The sequence below is a fragment of the Escherichia sp. 20412-1 genome (assembly GCF_003027595.1).
GTDB lineage: Bacteria > Pseudomonadota > Gammaproteobacteria > Enterobacterales > Enterobacteriaceae > Escherichia > Escherichia marmotae.
This window is the reverse complement of record NZ_PYQM01000022.1, coordinates 36,031-51,791: the sequence shown is the minus strand read 5'-3', so window position 1 is coordinate 51,791 and position 15,761 is coordinate 36,031. Positions and strand designations below refer to the sequence as shown.

Here is a 15,761-nt window from a genome sequence, read left to right as displayed (position 1 = left end):
TCACTATTACATTGTTATACATGCATATTTTTAATTATTTTTATATCGAAATAAGGAAATTATTATGTGCTCTGTACGCACGATCACTGCATCGGAAGCTGCAGATTTGATTGCTGATGGCGCAGTTGTCACCGTCTCCTCCTCCAGTGGAATGGGTTGCCCGGATGTCGTGCTGGCGGCAATAGGTGAACGCTTTCAACGTGCCGGACATCCGCAAAACATCACTACCATCCACCCTATCGCTGCAGGTGATATGTATGGCGTAAAAGGTGTCGATCATCTGGCGCAACCGGGCTTACTGGCAAAAGTGATCGCAGGCTCCTACCCCTCCGGGCCATCATCAATGACGCCTCCGTTAATCTGGCAAATGATCAATGACAACGCGATCCCCGCCTGGAATCTGCCTTCCGGGATCTTATTTGATATGCACCGGGAAGCCGCGGCTCATCGCCCTGGCGTGCTGACACAAACAGGTATGGATACTTATGTAGATCCCCTGTTGCAGGGCGGTGCAATGAATGAAAAAGCGGCGCAACAATCTCTGGTTGAACGTGTTCGATTTGCTAACGACGACTGGCTGTTTTTCCCCAGTATCGTGCCCCAGGTGGCTATCATTCGCGCTACTACTGCCGATGAACGCGGCAATCTGACTTATGAACATGAAGGGGCTTATCTTGGGCCACTGGAACAAGCCACCGCCGTTCGCAATAACGGTGGAATCGTAATTGCGCAAGTAAAACGGCAGGTTGCTGCCGGAAGCCTGAAACCAAAAGAGGTGCGTATTCCTGGTGTATTGGTGGATTACATCGTAATTGCACCGGAACAAACACAAACCACGCAAACGCAATACGAACCTGCTATTTCCGGCGAAATCAGTCGTCCGCTGTCAGACTTTAGTTATATGGAACATAGCCCGGCGCGGGTTATTGCCCAGCGAGTCGCGCAAGAACTACAACGTGGCGATGCGGTAAATATTGGCTTTGGTATTTCTGCCAACGTGCCGCGTATTTTGCTGGAACAAGGTCGCCACGGTGACGTCACCTGGCTGCTGGAACAAGGGGCGATTGGCGGAGTTCCACTGCTGGAATTTCAGTTCGGCTGCGCTTCTAATGCGGAAGCATTTTTGCCCTCTCCCCAGCAATTCACCTATTTCCAGGGCGGTGGCTTTGATCTCACTCTGATGTCATTTTTACAAATCGGCGCAGATGGCTCAGTAAACGTCTCGCATCTGCCCGCTCGTCCACATGTGACTGCCGGATGCGGTGGTTTTATTGATATCACTTCACATGCGAAGCGGATTATTTTCTCTGGCTTTTTCAATGCAGGTGCACAGCTACAACTGGAAGATGGCCAACTACGTATCATTAAAGAAGGCAAAGCCAAAAAACTGGTGCAAGAAGTCGCCCACGTGACGTTCTCTGGCAAACGCGCGATGGCGCGAGGTCAACAAGTGCAATACATCACTGAACGCTGCGTGTTGGAATTAACACCAGACGGGTTACTGGTCACGGAAATTGCCCCGGGTATTGAGCCTGAACGCGACATTCTCTCCCAAAGCGATGCCCCACTCCGTCTGGCAGACGATCTCAAGTTAATGAATCCCCTCTATTTTCAACAAGGAAGTGACCATGAGTAACGGCACCATTGACCTCCTGCGCAACGATTTCGTTGCCACACTGGTGATTAACCGCCCGGCGAAACTCAACGCATTAACTCCGGAGATGCTTGAACAGCTACTGACACATTGCCATACGCTGGAAACTGATTCGGAGATCCGCGTGGTACTACTGACCAGTGCCAGTGAAAAAGCATTTTGTGTCGGCGCGGATATTCATCGCTGGTCCTCTCTTTCTGCGCTCGATATGTGGCGCAACTGGATCCGTCGCGGTCATCAGGCATTTGACGCACTGGCACAACTGCCACAGCCCGTAATTGCTCTGATGCACGGCCTCGCCTATGGCGGTGGCCTGGAACTGGCTGCTACCGCCGATATCCGTATTTGTAGCGACGAAGCACGGATGGCGCTACCAGAAACCGGGCTGGCGACAGTGCCTGGCTGGTCAGGTACTCAGCGGCTGACGGCACTGATTGGGCGCTCACTGGTGAAAGAATTGATATTTACGGGCGAACCACTGGATGCGCAACGTGCACTGTCCTGCGGACTGGTAAATCGTGTTGTCGCCAGAGAAGCGTTACACGATGCCGGGCAGCAACTGGCACAACGTATCGCCCAGCGCGCTCCCATTGCTGTGCAGCTAGCCAAACAGGTTATTGATGCCGGTGAAGGTATTGCCGTGGCCTCAACGCTTGAAGCACTGGCTGGCGCTTTTTCCTCCACTACTCAAGATGCTCGTGAAGGCAGTCAGGCATTTGCCGAGAAGCGTCAACCGAACTTTAGCGCCCGATAACTTAACGTTTCATTTTGGATTTTAACAACAACGCAGAATCCCATTGATTTTGGGCGGTTCTCTTTTATCCGTCTGAAAGGAGATACATCATGCAACCTACACAACTAGCTGAAAAAACGAATGTTTCATCAGCAGATCTACGTCGCGCGGCGTGGACCTGCTCTCTCGGCAGCGCACTGGAATACTACGATTTCGCACTTTACAGCCTGGCCTCCGCCATTATTTTTGGGCCACTCTTTTTTCCTAATCAGGAACCGGGAATGGCGCTTATCGCCAGTTTTGGTACTTACTTTCTCGGGTTTGCCGTCAGACCGGTAGGCGGCATTCTCTTCGGCTCATTAGGTGATCGTCTGGGACGTAAATTTGTCCTGCTCGCAACGGTGTTGTTAATGGGGATCGCCAGCACGTTGATTGGGGTTTTACCCACCTACGAAACAGCAGGGATCTGGGCACCGATCATGCTTATCGCATTACGCCTGTTACAAGGGCTTGGCACGGGTGCGGAACAGGCTGGAGCGGCTGTACTGATGACCGAATATGCCCCCAACGGCAAACGGGGTTATTACGCTGCGCTGCCGTTCCTTGGTATTCAGATTGGCACGTTTATGGCATCTGCCGTTTACTTCATCCTGCTCCACAATGTGACAAATCTTGCCGAAACCTGGTGGTGGCGTCTGCCCTTCCTCTCCAGCGTGGTGATTATCGCGGTGGCCATTTATATTCGTCTGCATCTTAAAGAGTCACCGTCATTCGCCAAACTTGAAGCTCGCCAACAAGTTACAGAATCACCTTTACGCAATTTGCTGAAAACGTCACGCCGCAACGTCTTCGTGGGGATTGGTTTGCGCCTGGCAGAAAACGGCGGCTCTTCGATTTATCAGGCTTTAGCTATTAGCTATATCGTTGGTGTGGTTGGGCTGGATAAATCGGTCGGCACACTGTGTCTAATGTCCGCGGTGGTGGTAGGCGCAATTATGGTGCCCGTTGCTGGTTGGCTGACAGACCGCTTCGGCAGGGTTATTGTCTATCGCAGCCTGGCAATTTTTCAGCTATTGATCACCTTTCCGGTATGGTGGTCTTTCAGCCACGGCAATGTTCCGGTCACGATTGTCTCTCTTTCTCTGGCGTTGGGTGTTGGGGCATGGGGGATGTTCGGCGCTCAGGGCGCTTTCCTGCCGGAATTGTTTGGTGCCCGCCATCGTTATATTGGCGTAGCACTGGCAAGGGAAGTTTCTGCAGTTATCGCGGGTGGGATCGCCCCGCTGGTTGGCTCAGCCATCATCTCCTGGGTAATTCACACCAACGATCCAAGCGGTATTGCCGCCTGGATGCCAATTGCGATTTACCTCAGTCTGTTGACCGTTGGCACGATCATTGCGACCTTTTTTGCGCCAGAAACACGCGATCGTGATCTTGATGATCTGGCCGATGCAAGCGTGATCACCGTCTCCCGACGCAATCAAACTACGGGGTCATACCATGACGCATAATGTCTCTGAATCCATTATCGATTCCCTGATAGACGTGAAAATGCCCCATTACGCACCGCTGGCTCAGACCAGCGGGTATATCGACCTCAACGGTTCACTATTGCCAGAGTACCTTTGCAACACTCTGGTTTTGGGAAGCGGTGCCGCCGGGTGGCGTGCCGCAGTTGAGCTCAAGCGACAGAATGTCGATGTGATGGTAGCCTCCAGCAAAGCCTTCTGGGGCACTTCCGCCTGTTCTGGTTCTGATAAACAAACGCTTCACACCGCCAATACTCGTGCAAATGGTGACCATTTTCTGGCATTAAGTGACTCTCTGGCGGCGGGTGGTTCGATGGATTATGACACTGCATATGTTGAGGCCGTCGGATCAGTGAACACCTGTGAAGTACTGAAATATCTGGGTCTGGATCTGCCAGAAGATCTCTTTGGCGCAACGTTGCGTTATCAAACCGATCACGATGAGTTTGGCCGCGCAACCAGTTGCGGCCCACGCACATCGCGCCTGATGGTTAAGGTGCTGGCTCAGGAGGCAATGCGCCTTAATATCCCTCTTTGCGATCACACAACAGCGATTCGTATCCTGACCAGTGATGAAGGAGAAAATAGACGAGTCGCAGGGGTGATCGCAATCGATAAAGCCTGTCGGGATAATCCCTGGCGAATGGTAGTGATTCGCTGCCAACATCTGGTTTTAGCCACGGGCGGGCCTGGTGAACTTTATCGTGACAGTGTCTATCCGGTGAACTGCTTTAGTGCGTTGGGCATGGCACTGGAAGCAGGTATAACCCTGGTGAATCTTACGGAAAGTCAGTTTGGTATCGGTACACCGCGCAGCCAGTTTCCGTGGAATCTTTCCGGTACTTACATGCAAGCAATGCCGCGCATCTACTCGCAGGACCACTCCGGACGTCAGTATAATTTTCTGGCAGCTTATTACCCCACGACTCGTATGCTGGCCTCCGCTATATTTCGCAAAGGTTACCAATGGCCGTTTCACGCGGAACGAATGCTGGACTATGGCTCCAGCCTGCTAGATGTCGCGGTATATGAGGAGACACAAAAAGGGCGCGATGTTTTCCTCGATTTTCTGCAGGAACCGGCCCCCGCAGCGGACGGAACGCCATTCAACCTGCAGGAACTGGATGATGATGTCATCGGCTATCTGCAAGAAAATCACGCTCTGTTAGCGCAACCACTGGCTCGATTAACACAGATGAATCCACTGGCTCTTCGTTTGTATCAGATGCATGGTCATGACCTGACTGCCTCACCACTAAAATTTACGTTAAACAATCAACATCTTAATGGCGGAATTGATGTTGATATTTGGGGGCGTACCTCGCTAATTGGTTGTTATGCTGTCGGAGAAAATGCCGGAACACATGGTGTCACGCGCCCTGGTGGATCAGCGCTCAATGCCGGGCAAGTTTTTGCCCGCCGCTGTGCATTGCATATTGCTCATCAGAAAAGCCAAAACCTCCCTCTCGAGAGGCAACAAATTCTCAGTACGATTAACGAGGCGCAACAGTACCTGAATCAGGGACTGCTGCGCGACGACGTGCGAGAAGCGATACAAAATACCATGAGCCACCATGCCGCAATTTTGTGTCATACACAGGGGCTCAACGCTGCCACGCAAACCATAGCAACACTCTGTGAAGATATTCGCCGGGAAGGTATTCAAAGCGATGAAAACAGCCTCGCCCAATCTTTCCAGTGGCGGCAAAGTGCGCAACTGGCGCTGGCGGTACTGCGCTCTTTACAATGCTATATCGAAAACGGTGGAGGAAGTCGTGGTGCCAGAGCGATCTATGATGGTGAAGCCGGTATCGCACCGCAAACACCCGGTGGGCCACTCCTGACCTGGCGTTTTCGGCCTGAAAATCAGGATGCCCGGCAATTTATGATTTGTGTTTGTCTGGATGCTAATAGTTACCAAACCTGGACTCGCCCGTGCCGTGAGCGAGGCGTATTAACGCTAACCAACTTTGAGCACCAGTGGCAAAACTGGATTTTGGCGACGCTGTTTCATACTGACCAGAGATATTCCGGGTTGTGACCGCAGACCGGAAAAAATCCCCGCGTGGCCTGGCGACTACTGTTAGGCTTAAAACAGATATGTCGCTCAGTAAAGGAGTTTAAATGGCAACGCGCATCGAATTTCACAAGCATGGTGGCCCGGAAGTACTGCAAGCCGTGGAGTTTACTCCTGCCGATCCAGCAGAGAATGAAATCCAGGTCGAAAATAAAGCGATTGGCATCAATTTTATCGACACGTATATCCGCAGCGGCCTTTATCCGCCGCCATCACTGCCCAGTGGATTAGGCACCGAAGCGGCTGGCATAGTAAGTAAAGTCGGCAGTAGTGTGAAACATATTAAAGCAGGCGATCGCGTGGTCTATGCGCAGGCGGCATTAGGGGCTTACAGTTCTGTGCATAACGTCAATGCTGATAAAGCAGCGATTCTGCCAGCAGCGATCTCTTTTGAGCAAGCTGCCGCCTCGTTCCTGAAAGGCTTAACGGTTTATTATCTGCTGCGTAAAACCTATGAAATCAAACCTGACGAGCAATTCCTGTTTCATGCCGCGGCGGGTGGTGTGGGCCTGATAGCCTGTCAGTGGGCGAAAGCCTTAGGGGCGAAACTTATTGGCACCGTGAGCACCGCGCAAAAAGCACAAAGTGCCATAAAAGCCGGGGCATGGCAGGTGATTAACTATCGCGACGAAAATCTGGTCGAGCGATTAAAAGAGATCACCGACGGCAAGAAAGTGCGCGTGGTATACGATTCCGTAGGCAAAGATACCTGGGAACGGTCGCTGGATTGTCTGCAACGTCGCGGTTTAATGGTCAGTTTTGGCAACTCATCAGGCGCGGTTACCGGTGTGAACTTAGGCATTCTCAATCAGAAAGGCTCGCTGTATGTGACGCGCCCTTCCTTGCAAGGCTATATCACTACGCGAGATGAGTTAACCGAAGCCAGTAATGAACTGTTTTCATTAATTGCCAGCGGCGTGATTAAGGTCGATGTCGCGGAGCAACAAAAATATCCGCTGAAGGATGCGCGGCGCGCGCATGAGATTCTGGAAAGCCGGGCAACGCAGGGTTCCAGTCTACTGATCCCATAAAGAAATTGGGCTTCCACCTGGGAAGCCCTTTCTTTTATAGTTCGGCTGTATGTAGGGTACAGCTCGATGAATTTGTTTGACGCGCAATAGTGACAGATTTGATTATCAATTCCTATTTTGTTCTAAGGATAAAACCTTAGGTTGTGATCATCCGCACAATCCCTTAGTAACGCCAGCGGTCATAGCGCTGATATTTCGGCACTTTTGGTGCTTTAATCGTCTTGATTACCCACACTACTGCAATCGCCAACAACAGCCACGGCAACAACTTGATCATCAATGCCAGCATACCGCCGAGGAACATAATGGCCGTCGCCACAACCAGCGCGGCGATAATACCCAGCAACGAAACACCAGTGACCATCAACATGACAAAAAAGCCAATAACGAAAAGTAGTTCCAGCATGATGTTCTCCCAAAAATGAAATCTCTTGCTGCCATTACAAGAATCATGCCAAAAACTAATATATTGATTTATCAAAGAAAACGCCCCGCGACCGTGCGCAGGGCGTAGTGAATTTGACTACTTTATGGTGAAAAATTAACGCTTGTCCGCCACCAGTTTGAGCGCGTGTTCCAGCACGTTAATATCGGCACCTGCTTTATGGGCATTTTCACTTAAATAACGCCGCCACTGCCGCGCGCCAGGGATCCCCTGGAACAACCCCAACATATGGCGGGTGATATGACCGAGATACGTACCCTGGCTAAGCTCGCGTTCAATGTACGGATACATGGCTCGTACCACCGCCACCGGATCGGCATCGGTATCCGAGGAACCAAAAATCTCACGATCCACCGCCGCCAGAATGCCGGGGTTTTGATACGCCTCGCGCCCGACCATCACACCATCCATATGTTGCAAATGCGCTTTAGCCTCTTCCAGCGACTTAATACCACCGTTAATCGACATCGTCAGATGCGGGAAATCACGCTTCAGTTGATAGACGCGCGGGTAATCGAGCGGCGGGATTTCACGGTTTTCTTTCGGACTTAAACCAGAAAGCCAGGCTTTACGCGCGTGGATGATAAACATCTCGCATTCGCCTTTGCCGGAAACGGTGTTGATGAAATCACAGAGAAATTCATAACTGTCCTGATCATCAATGCCAATACGCGTTTTCACCGTCACCGGAATCGACACCACATCGCGCATCGCTTTCACGCAGTCGGCTACCAATTGCGCATTGCCCATCAGGCACGCGCCAAACATCCCGTTCTGCACCCGGTCAGATGGGCAGCCAACATTCAGGTTGATCTCATCGTATCCGCGCGCTTGTGCCAACTTCGCACATTGCGCCAGCGCCGCCGGATCGCTTCCACCCAACTGCAACGCCACCGGATGCTCTTCTTCACTGTACGCCAGGTAATCACCTTTACCGTGAATAATCGCCCCGGTGGTCACCATTTCGGTATAGAGCAACGTATTGCGGGAAAGCAGACGCAGGAAATAGCGGCAGTGTCTGTCCGTCCAGTCGAGCATAGGAGCAATCGAGAAACGGTGTGCGGGATAAGCGGTTTGTGATTCTGCTGACATGGCGATTTTTTAAGCATCCGGTGAATTTGGGGCGCTACTATAGCATAACGAATATGCGATCAGGCAATGTGACAGCTATGTCCCCTGTTCTCGGCGTTTAAGTGAGAACTATGGTAAAGTAAGGACATTCTTAACCCCACTTTGAGGTGCCCAATGGAAAAGACCACAACGCAGGAGTTATTAGCGCAGGCTGAGAAACTCTGTGCGCAGCGAAATGTGCGCCTGACCCCGCAGCGCCTGGAAGTGTTGCGTTTGATGAGTCTGCAGGAAGGGGCAATCAGCGCCTACGATCTGCTTGATTTGCTGCGTGAAGCCGAGCCGCAAGCCAAGCCGCCAACGGTTTATCGCGCACTAGATTTTCTGCTTGAGCAGGGTTTTGTACATAAGGTGGAATCCACCAACAGCTATGTGCTCTGCCATCTGTTCGATCAGCCAACTCATACCTCCGCAATGTTTATTTGCGATCGCTGCGGCGCAGTGAAAGAAGAGTGTGCGGAAGGTGTAGAAGACATCATGCATACACTGGCGGCAAAAATGGGTTTTGCCCTGCGGCATAATGTGATTGAAGCGCACGGATTATGTGCAGCGTGCGTGGAAGTAGAAGCGTGTCGCCATCATGATCAGTGCCAGCATGACCACTCTGTACAGGTGAAAAAGAAACCACGTTAAGAGGGCGTACGTCCTTGTACACATCGGGCAGGAGGGATTAATTACCAGCGGTAATCATGGCGTTTTTCCCAGCTATCAACCTCTTTCTCTGCCTGATCTTTCTGGTAACCGTAACGTTCCTGGATTTTACCCACTAACTGGTCACGTTTACCTTCAATGACCGTCATATCATCATCGGTCAGTTTTCCCCATTGCTCTTTCACTTTACCTTTGAACTGTTTCCAGTTACCGCCGACTTCGTCTTTATTCATATTCAAGTCCTCATCGTTAGGTGGTGAATGAGAGTACGCTCGCTTTTCTTCTGAACGTGGGATTAAGTGTAGTCAGGAATTTGGCTCAGGATTATTTATTCAGAATTTTTAACCATCACGTTTCAGCAAACCAGGTTCCATTGCGCCAGTGACGCCGCCAGATAGCCGCCAGAGAAAGCCCGCGCAGAGCCAGAAAGACGGTTAATGCCAACCACAACCCATGATTACCCAACCACGGCAATGTAAGTAACGTAAGTGCAAAACCTGCCGCTGCCACTGCCATGCTGTTTCGCATTTCGGCGGCGCGCGTTGCGCCAATAAACATGCCATCCAGCAGATAACACCAGACTCCCACCAGCGGCAAAATGACCTGCCAGATAAGGTAACGATCGGCCAGATTCTGAATTTGGGTTAACGAGGTCAGCAACGCGATAATGTGTTCCCCTGCCAGCAGATAAACTACAGAAAACAACAGTGCCACGACACCTGACTGGCGGCACGCTGCGCGCCAGATATCCAGCAATTGACTACCGTCACGCGCGCCATACGCCTGACCAGAATGCGCTTCAACGGCGTAGGCAAAGCCATCCAACGCATAGGCGGTGAAGGTGAGTAACGTCATCAGAACCGCGTTAACAGCGATAATATCGCTCCCCAGCCGCGCGCCAATAACCGTTATTGCACCAAAGCAGAGTTGCAACAGCAATGAGCGAAGCATGATGTCGCGGTTAAGCGCCAGTAAGCGACGGAAATTTCCTCGCCAGGCTGTTTTCAGCATTTCGCCGGAGATACCGCGCAGTTTGAGGATTTTACGTACCATGAGCAGACCAATCAGCAACGTCGCATATTCTGCAACAACCGTCGCCAGCGCTGCGCCCTGCACGTTCATATGCAGTCCCATCACCAGCCAGATATCCAGCACAATGTTGAGGATATTGCCAACCACTAACAAAATCACTGGCGCACGGGCATATTGCACACCGAGCAACCAGCCAAGCAGCACCAGATTCGCCAGCGACGCCGGGGTGCTTAGCCAACGGATTTCAAGAAAGCGCCGCGCCTGTTCCAGCACTGCTTCGCTACCGCCAACAATATGCAGCGCCAGATCGATAATCGGCGTACGCAGTAGAGCAATCAACGCCCCAGCCCCCAACGCCAACAGCAACGGCTGCACCAGCGCCCGCGCTAATGCCTGAGGATTTTGAGCACCAAAAGCCTGTGCAGTAAGCCCGGTAGTACTCATACGCAAAAACAGCAACAGCATAAAGAGAAAGCTGGTCGCCGTTGCACCAACCGCCACGCCGCCCAGATAAACCGGACTATCAAGATGACCAATAACCGCCGTATCAACCAACCCCAGCAAGGGAACGGTAATATTGGAGAAGATCATGGGTAAGGCGAGATGCCAGAGCGCTTTATCAGATGAAGTGAGGAATGCCATGCCGACAAGCCTGATGAAGAGAGATGAAAAACAAACCGCGACGCCAGGCGGCATCGCGGTATCAGAGATATATTACAGCCAGTCGCCGTTGCGAATAACCCCAACTGCCAGCCCTTCAATAGTGAAGCTCTGCTGACGAAGGTCAACGACAATCGGTTTAAACTCACTGTTTTCTGGCAGCAGTTCGACTTTATTACCCTGCTTTTTCAGACGTTTAACGGTAACTTCGTCATCAATACGCGCGACAACGACCTGACCATTACGTACATCCTGGGTTTTATGCACTGCCAGCAGATCGCCATCCATAATGCCGATATCTTTCATCGACATCCCGCTGACGCGCAGCAGGAAATCGGCATTCGGTTTGAACAGGGAAGGATCGACCTGATAATGACCTTCAATATGCTGTTGCGCCAGAAGCGGTTCACCAGCAGCCACACGGCCTACCAGCGGCAGCCCTTCTTCCTCTTCATGCAACAGACGGATCCCGCGCGATGCGCCGGAAACAATTTCAATAACGCCTTTGCGTGCCAGCGCCTTCAGATGTTCTTCAGCCGCATTTGGGGAACGGAACCCCAAACGCTGCGCGATTTCCGCACGCGTCGGCGGCATACCTGTCTGGCTGATGTGATCACGAATGAGATCAAACACCTCTTGCTGCCTGGCCGTTAACGCTTTCATTCCGCCCCCTGGGTGTATATACAGTTATGCTGTGAGTATATACAGCAAAAGGTGATTTTGGAACCATAAACTGCACAATAAACCAGAGATTTATCGAATTCTGGAAGGGTTATCCAAAATGCGACCATAACAGGATGCACCAGGTAATCACTGCGACGATAATCGCGATCAACACCGCCGCGGACCCCATATCTTTCGCTCGCCCGGAAAGCTCATGGTATTCGGAGCCAATACGGTCAACTACGGCCTCGATGGCGCTATTGAGAATTTCTACGATCATGACCAACATGACGGAGCTAATAAGCAGTACGCGGGTTATCGCGTCCACATCCAGCCAGCAGGCGATGATCACCGCCAACAATACCGCAACGCCTTCCTGACGGAATGCCGCTTCGTTGATCCATGCTGCGCGTAACCCTTTCCAGGAATAGCCAGCAGCTTTGATAATTCGAGTGAATCCAGTGGTATTATTGGCCATTGAAAGAACCTTTTTACATTATGAGCGTCAATATCAGTGTACCGTTAAATCCGATGACTCGGGTTTGCATAACGCCGCGCGAAACATGAGCGGATACCACAGAATTTCCCATGACTTTCTGCTATCCTTGCCGCGCATTTGCATTATTAACCAGAGGCTTTACATCGTTTATGTCCGGCTGGCCACGAATTTACTACAAATTACTGAATTTACCATTAAGCATCCTGGTAAAAAGCAAGTCTATTCCGGCAGATCCTGCCCCGGAACTGGGACTCGATACCTCTCGTCCAATTATGTACGTTTTACCGTACAACTCAAAAGCGGATTTGCTGACGTTGCGCGCCCAGTGTCTGGCACATGATCTGCCCGACCCATTAGAGCCGCTGGAGATCGACGGCACGCTGCTGCCACGCTATGTGTTTATTCACGGCGGGCCGCGTGTTTTCACCTATTACACGCCAAAAGAAGAATCCATTAAGCTGTTCCACGATTATCTCGACCTGCACCGCAGCAACCCGAATCTGGATGTGCAGATGGTGCCGGTATCGGTGATGTTTGGTCGTGCACCGGGGCGCGAAAAAGGCGAAGTAAACCCACCGTTGCGTATACTCAACGGCGTGCAGAAATTTTTCGCCGTACTGTGGCTTGGTCGCGACAGTTTTGTGCGTTTCTCGCCGTCAGTTTCGCTGCGTCGCATGGCTGATGAACACGGCACGGATAAAATTATCGCCCAGAAACTGGCGCGCGTGGCACGTATGCACTTTGCCCGCCAGCGCCTTGCTGCCGTGGGTCCACGCCTGCCTGCCCGTCAGGACTTGTTCAATAAGCTACTTGCCTCCCGCGCCATTGCCAAAGCGGTAGAAGATGAAGCCCGCAGCAAAAAAATCTCCCATGAAAAAGCGCAACAAAACGCTATTGCGCTGATGGAAGAGATTGCGGCGAACTTCTCTTACGAGATGATCCGCCTGACTGACCGTATTCTGGGCTTCACCTGGAACCGGCTTTATCAGGGCATCAACGTCCATAACGCCGAGCGCGTTCGCCAGTTGGCCCACGACGGTCATGAGCTGGTATATGTGCCTTGCCATCGCAGTCACATGGACTACCTGCTGCTCTCTTACGTGCTTTATCACCAGGGGCTGGTGCCGCCGCATATCGCCGCTGGGATCAACCTGAACTTCTGGCCTGCCGGGCCGATTTTCCGCCGTCTGGGTGCGTTCTTTATTCGCCGTACGTTTAAAGGCAATAAACTCTACTCCACAGTTTTCCGCGAATATCTCGGTGAACTGTTCAGCCGTGGTTATTCCGTTGAGTACTTTGTGGAGGGTGGGCGTTCGCGAACGGGGCGTCTGCTTGATCCAAAAACCGGCACCCTGTCGATGACCATTCAGGCGATGCTGCGTGGCGGTACACGCCCGATTACGCTGATTCCGATCTACATCGGTTATGAGCACGTCATGGAAGTGGGGACTTACGCCAAAGAACTGCGCGGCGCGACGAAAGAGAAAGAGAGCCTGCCACAGATGCTGCGCGGCTTAAGCAAACTGCGTAATCTTGGACAGGGCTATGTCAACTTCGGTGAACCAATGCCGTTGATGACCTATCTCAACCAGCATGTGCCGGACTGGCGCGAATCAATCGACCCCATCGAAGCGGTGCGTCCAGCCTGGTTAACGCCGACGGTGAATAACATTGCCGCCGATCTGATGGTACGCATTAACAACGCAGGGGCGGCAAACGCCATGAACCTGTGCTGTACTGCGCTTCTGGCGTCACGTCAGCGCTCACTCACCCGCGAGCAGTTAACCGAGCAACTCAACTGTTATCTCGATTTGATGCGCAACGTGCCTTACTCCGCGGATTCAACGGTGCCTTCAGCCAGCGCCAGTGAGCTTATCGATCACGCGCTGCAGATGAACAAGTTTGAAGTCGAGAAAGACACCATCGGTGACATCATCATTCTGCCGCGTGAGCAAGCGGTGCTGATGACCTACTATCGCAACAATATTGCGCATATGTTGGTTCTGCCTTCACTGATGGCGGCAATTGTAACGCAGCATCGCCACATCTCCCGCGACGTATTGATGGAGCACGTTAACGTGCTGTATCCAATGCTGAAAGCAGAGCTGTTCTTGCGCTGGGATCGCGACGAATTACCGGGTGTGATTGATGCGCTGGCGAATGAGATGCAACGTCAGGGGCTGATTACGCTGCAAGATGATGAATTGCATATCAACCCGGCGCATTCCCGCACGCTTCAGTTGCTTGCCGCAGGTGCGCGCGAAACGCTGCAACGTTATGCCATCACTTTCTGGCTGCTGAGCGCCAACCCGTCAATCAACCGCGGTACGCTGGAAAAAGAGAGCCGCACCGTGGCACAACGTCTCTCTGTGCTACACGGCATCAACGCACCGGAGTTCTTCGACAAAGCGGTGTTCAGTTCTCTGGTGCTGACGCTGCGTGATGAAGGGTATATCAGCGACAGCGGCGACGCCGAACCGGCAGAGACGATGAAGGTGTACCAGTTGCTGGCGGAGTTGATTACATCCGATGTGCGTTTGACGATTGAGAGTGCGACGCAGGGCGAAGGGTAATTGGTGAGCGTTGCCGGATGCGGCGAAACCGCCTTATCTGGCCTACCATGACCTGCAAATTCAATAAATTGCGATGTGTTATGTAGAGCTGATAAGCGCAGCGCATCAGGCAGCTTTTCACAGAAAAAAGCCGGATAATGGACTGCACCCCAAAAGTTGGACACCCAACTGATTAAGGTGCAGTCCATAATCATCCGACTTTTTTTACATCATCAGAAATGCCAGTAACTCATTGCCAGCCCTAAAAATAGTACCAGGCCAACATAGTTATTATTCATAAACGCTTTAAAGCAGGCTTCACGCTCGCGGTTGGCAATCAGTTTTTGTTGATAAACAAACAGCGCGCCCGCTACCAGAATTGACCAGTAATATCCCCAGCCTAAGCCATTTAACTCGCCAATAATCGCCATCAGTACCAGTACGCCGACCTGCAAAATGCCGATAATCAACTTATCGTATTGACCAAACAAGATTGCCGTGGACTTAATGCCAATCTTTACGTCGTCGTCACGGTCAACCATCGCGTACTGAGTATCGTAAGCCACCGCCCAGAGAATATTGGCGAGGAACATCAACCAGCAGCTTAACGGTACTGACTCACTCACTGCGGCAAAAGCCATTGGAATCGACCAGCCAAACGCCGCGCCCAGCACCACTTGCGGTAGATGGGTATAACGTTTCATAAATGGGTAAACCCATGCCAGCACCAGCGCAGCAATCGACAACAGAATGGTCATCGTATTCAGCGTCAGCACCAGTAAGAACGAAATTAGCACCAGCACCACAAACAGTGTGCGCGCCTCTTTCTCAGTCACCGCGCCACTGGGAAGCGGTCGGTTTGCCGTGCGCTTAACATGACCGTCAAACTTACGGTCAGCATAGTCATTCACTACACAACCGGCGGCGCGCATTAGCCAGACGCCAGCAACAAACACCGCCAGGATCCAGAGCTGGGGAACACCTGGTGTCGCCACCCATAGCGCCCACAAAGTTGGCCAGAGCAGCAGTAACGCGCCAATTGGCTTATCCGTACGCATTAAGCGGTGAAACGCCAGCAGCTTATTTTGCGTCAGACTCCACTCCATA

At 51.9% G+C, this 15,761-nt stretch carries 14 protein-coding genes; 7 read left to right on the top strand and 7 right to left on the bottom strand.

Translation table 11 applies throughout. The annotated features are described in order from the left end of the window. Nucleotides 1-64: 64 nt before the first annotated feature. The 5 genes from C7B16_RS15420 (at nt 65) to C7B16_RS15400 (ending at nt 7,024) form a co-directional block, all read left to right on the top strand. Nucleotides 65-1,636 carry an acyl CoA:acetate/3-ketoacid CoA transferase gene (locus C7B16_RS15420; protein WP_000337274.1) on the top strand — a complete coding sequence of 524 codons (1,572 nt, stop codon included), beginning with the start codon at nt 65-67 and terminating at the stop codon, nt 1,634-1,636. Beyond that, complete coding sequence (locus C7B16_RS15415; RefSeq protein WP_000064839.1) at nt 1,629-2,408, top strand: enoyl-CoA hydratase/isomerase family protein; 780 nt, start codon at nt 1,629-1,631, stop codon at nt 2,406-2,408. The genes C7B16_RS15420 and C7B16_RS15415 overlap by 8 nt, the downstream gene beginning before the upstream one ends. Nucleotides 2,409-2,497: 89 nt before the next feature. After that, complete coding sequence (locus C7B16_RS15410; protein WP_107179878.1) at nt 2,498-3,898, top strand: MFS transporter; 1,401 nt, start codon at nt 2,498-2,500, stop codon at nt 3,896-3,898. Beyond that, nucleotides 3,888-5,957 (top strand): FAD-binding protein, encoded by a 2,070-nt coding sequence (locus C7B16_RS15405; RefSeq protein ID WP_107179877.1) that lies wholly within the window; start codon nt 3,888-3,890, stop codon nt 5,955-5,957. The genes C7B16_RS15410 and C7B16_RS15405 overlap by 11 nt, the downstream gene beginning before the upstream one ends. A gap of 83 nt (nt 5,958-6,040) precedes the next feature. Next, on the top strand, nt 6,041-7,024 hold the full coding sequence (locus C7B16_RS15400) for a quinone oxidoreductase (RefSeq protein ID WP_000235536.1): 984 nt from the start codon (nt 6,041-6,043) through the stop codon (nt 7,022-7,024). A 163-nt stretch (nt 7,025-7,187) separates the two neighbouring features. Here the strand turns inward: C7B16_RS15400 and pspG are convergent, their stop codons facing one another. Both pspG and dusA read right to left on the bottom strand, forming a co-directional pair. Beyond that, nucleotides 7,188-7,430, bottom strand: coding sequence for an envelope stress response protein PspG (pspG, locus tag C7B16_RS15395; protein ID WP_000891405.1), 243 nt, complete (start codon nt 7,428-7,430; stop codon nt 7,188-7,190). Between the two features lie 135 nt (nt 7,431-7,565). Beyond that, nucleotides 7,566-8,561 (bottom strand): tRNA dihydrouridine(20/20a) synthase DusA, encoded by a 996-nt coding sequence (gene dusA / locus C7B16_RS15390; protein WP_001272039.1) that lies wholly within the window; start codon nt 8,559-8,561, stop codon nt 7,566-7,568. A 153-nt stretch (nt 8,562-8,714) separates the two neighbouring features. Between dusA and zur the strand changes: the two genes are divergently transcribed. Beyond that, on the top strand, nt 8,715-9,230 hold the full coding sequence (gene zur / locus C7B16_RS15385) for a zinc uptake transcriptional repressor Zur (RefSeq protein ID WP_000416265.1): 516 nt from the start codon (nt 8,715-8,717) through the stop codon (nt 9,228-9,230). A gap of 41 nt (nt 9,231-9,271) precedes the next feature. Here zur and C7B16_RS15380 read toward each other — a convergent pair whose 3' ends face one another. The 4 genes from C7B16_RS15380 to dgkA form a co-directional block, all read right to left on the bottom strand. Beyond that, the gene (locus tag C7B16_RS15380; RefSeq protein WP_001030602.1) at nt 9,272-9,481 is read right to left on the bottom strand and encodes a CsbD family protein; all 210 of its coding nucleotides are present in this window, start codon (nt 9,479-9,481) and stop codon (nt 9,272-9,274) included. Nucleotides 9,482-9,596: 115 nt separating this feature from the next. Further along, the gene (dinF, locus tag C7B16_RS15375) at nt 9,597-10,922 is read right to left on the bottom strand and encodes an MATE family efflux transporter DinF (RefSeq protein WP_143192606.1); all 1,326 of its coding nucleotides are present in this window, start codon (nt 10,920-10,922) and stop codon (nt 9,597-9,599) included. Nucleotides 10,923-10,994: 72 nt separating this feature from the next. Next, complete coding sequence (gene lexA / locus C7B16_RS15370; protein ID WP_000646076.1) at nt 10,995-11,603, bottom strand: transcriptional repressor LexA; 609 nt, start codon at nt 11,601-11,603, stop codon at nt 10,995-10,997. 109 nt (nt 11,604-11,712) lie between these two features. Further along, complete coding sequence (dgkA, locus tag C7B16_RS15365; protein WP_000002905.1) at nt 11,713-12,081, bottom strand: diacylglycerol kinase; 369 nt, start codon at nt 12,079-12,081, stop codon at nt 11,713-11,715. A gap of 170 nt (nt 12,082-12,251) precedes the next feature. Here dgkA and plsB point away from each other — a divergent pair, with 170 nt between their 5' ends. Then, nucleotides 12,252-14,675 carry a glycerol-3-phosphate 1-O-acyltransferase PlsB gene (plsB, locus tag C7B16_RS15360; RefSeq protein WP_001517568.1) on the top strand — a complete coding sequence of 808 codons (2,424 nt, stop codon included), beginning with the start codon at nt 12,252-12,254 and terminating at the stop codon, nt 14,673-14,675. Nucleotides 14,676-14,887: 212 nt separating this feature from the next. On the opposite strand, the gene ubiA is transcribed toward plsB, so the two are convergent. Beyond that, the gene (gene ubiA, locus C7B16_RS15355) at nt 14,888-15,760 is read right to left on the bottom strand and encodes a 4-hydroxybenzoate octaprenyltransferase (protein WP_000455236.1); all 873 of its coding nucleotides are present in this window, start codon (nt 15,758-15,760) and stop codon (nt 14,888-14,890) included. Nucleotide 15,761: the final 1 nt, after the last annotated feature.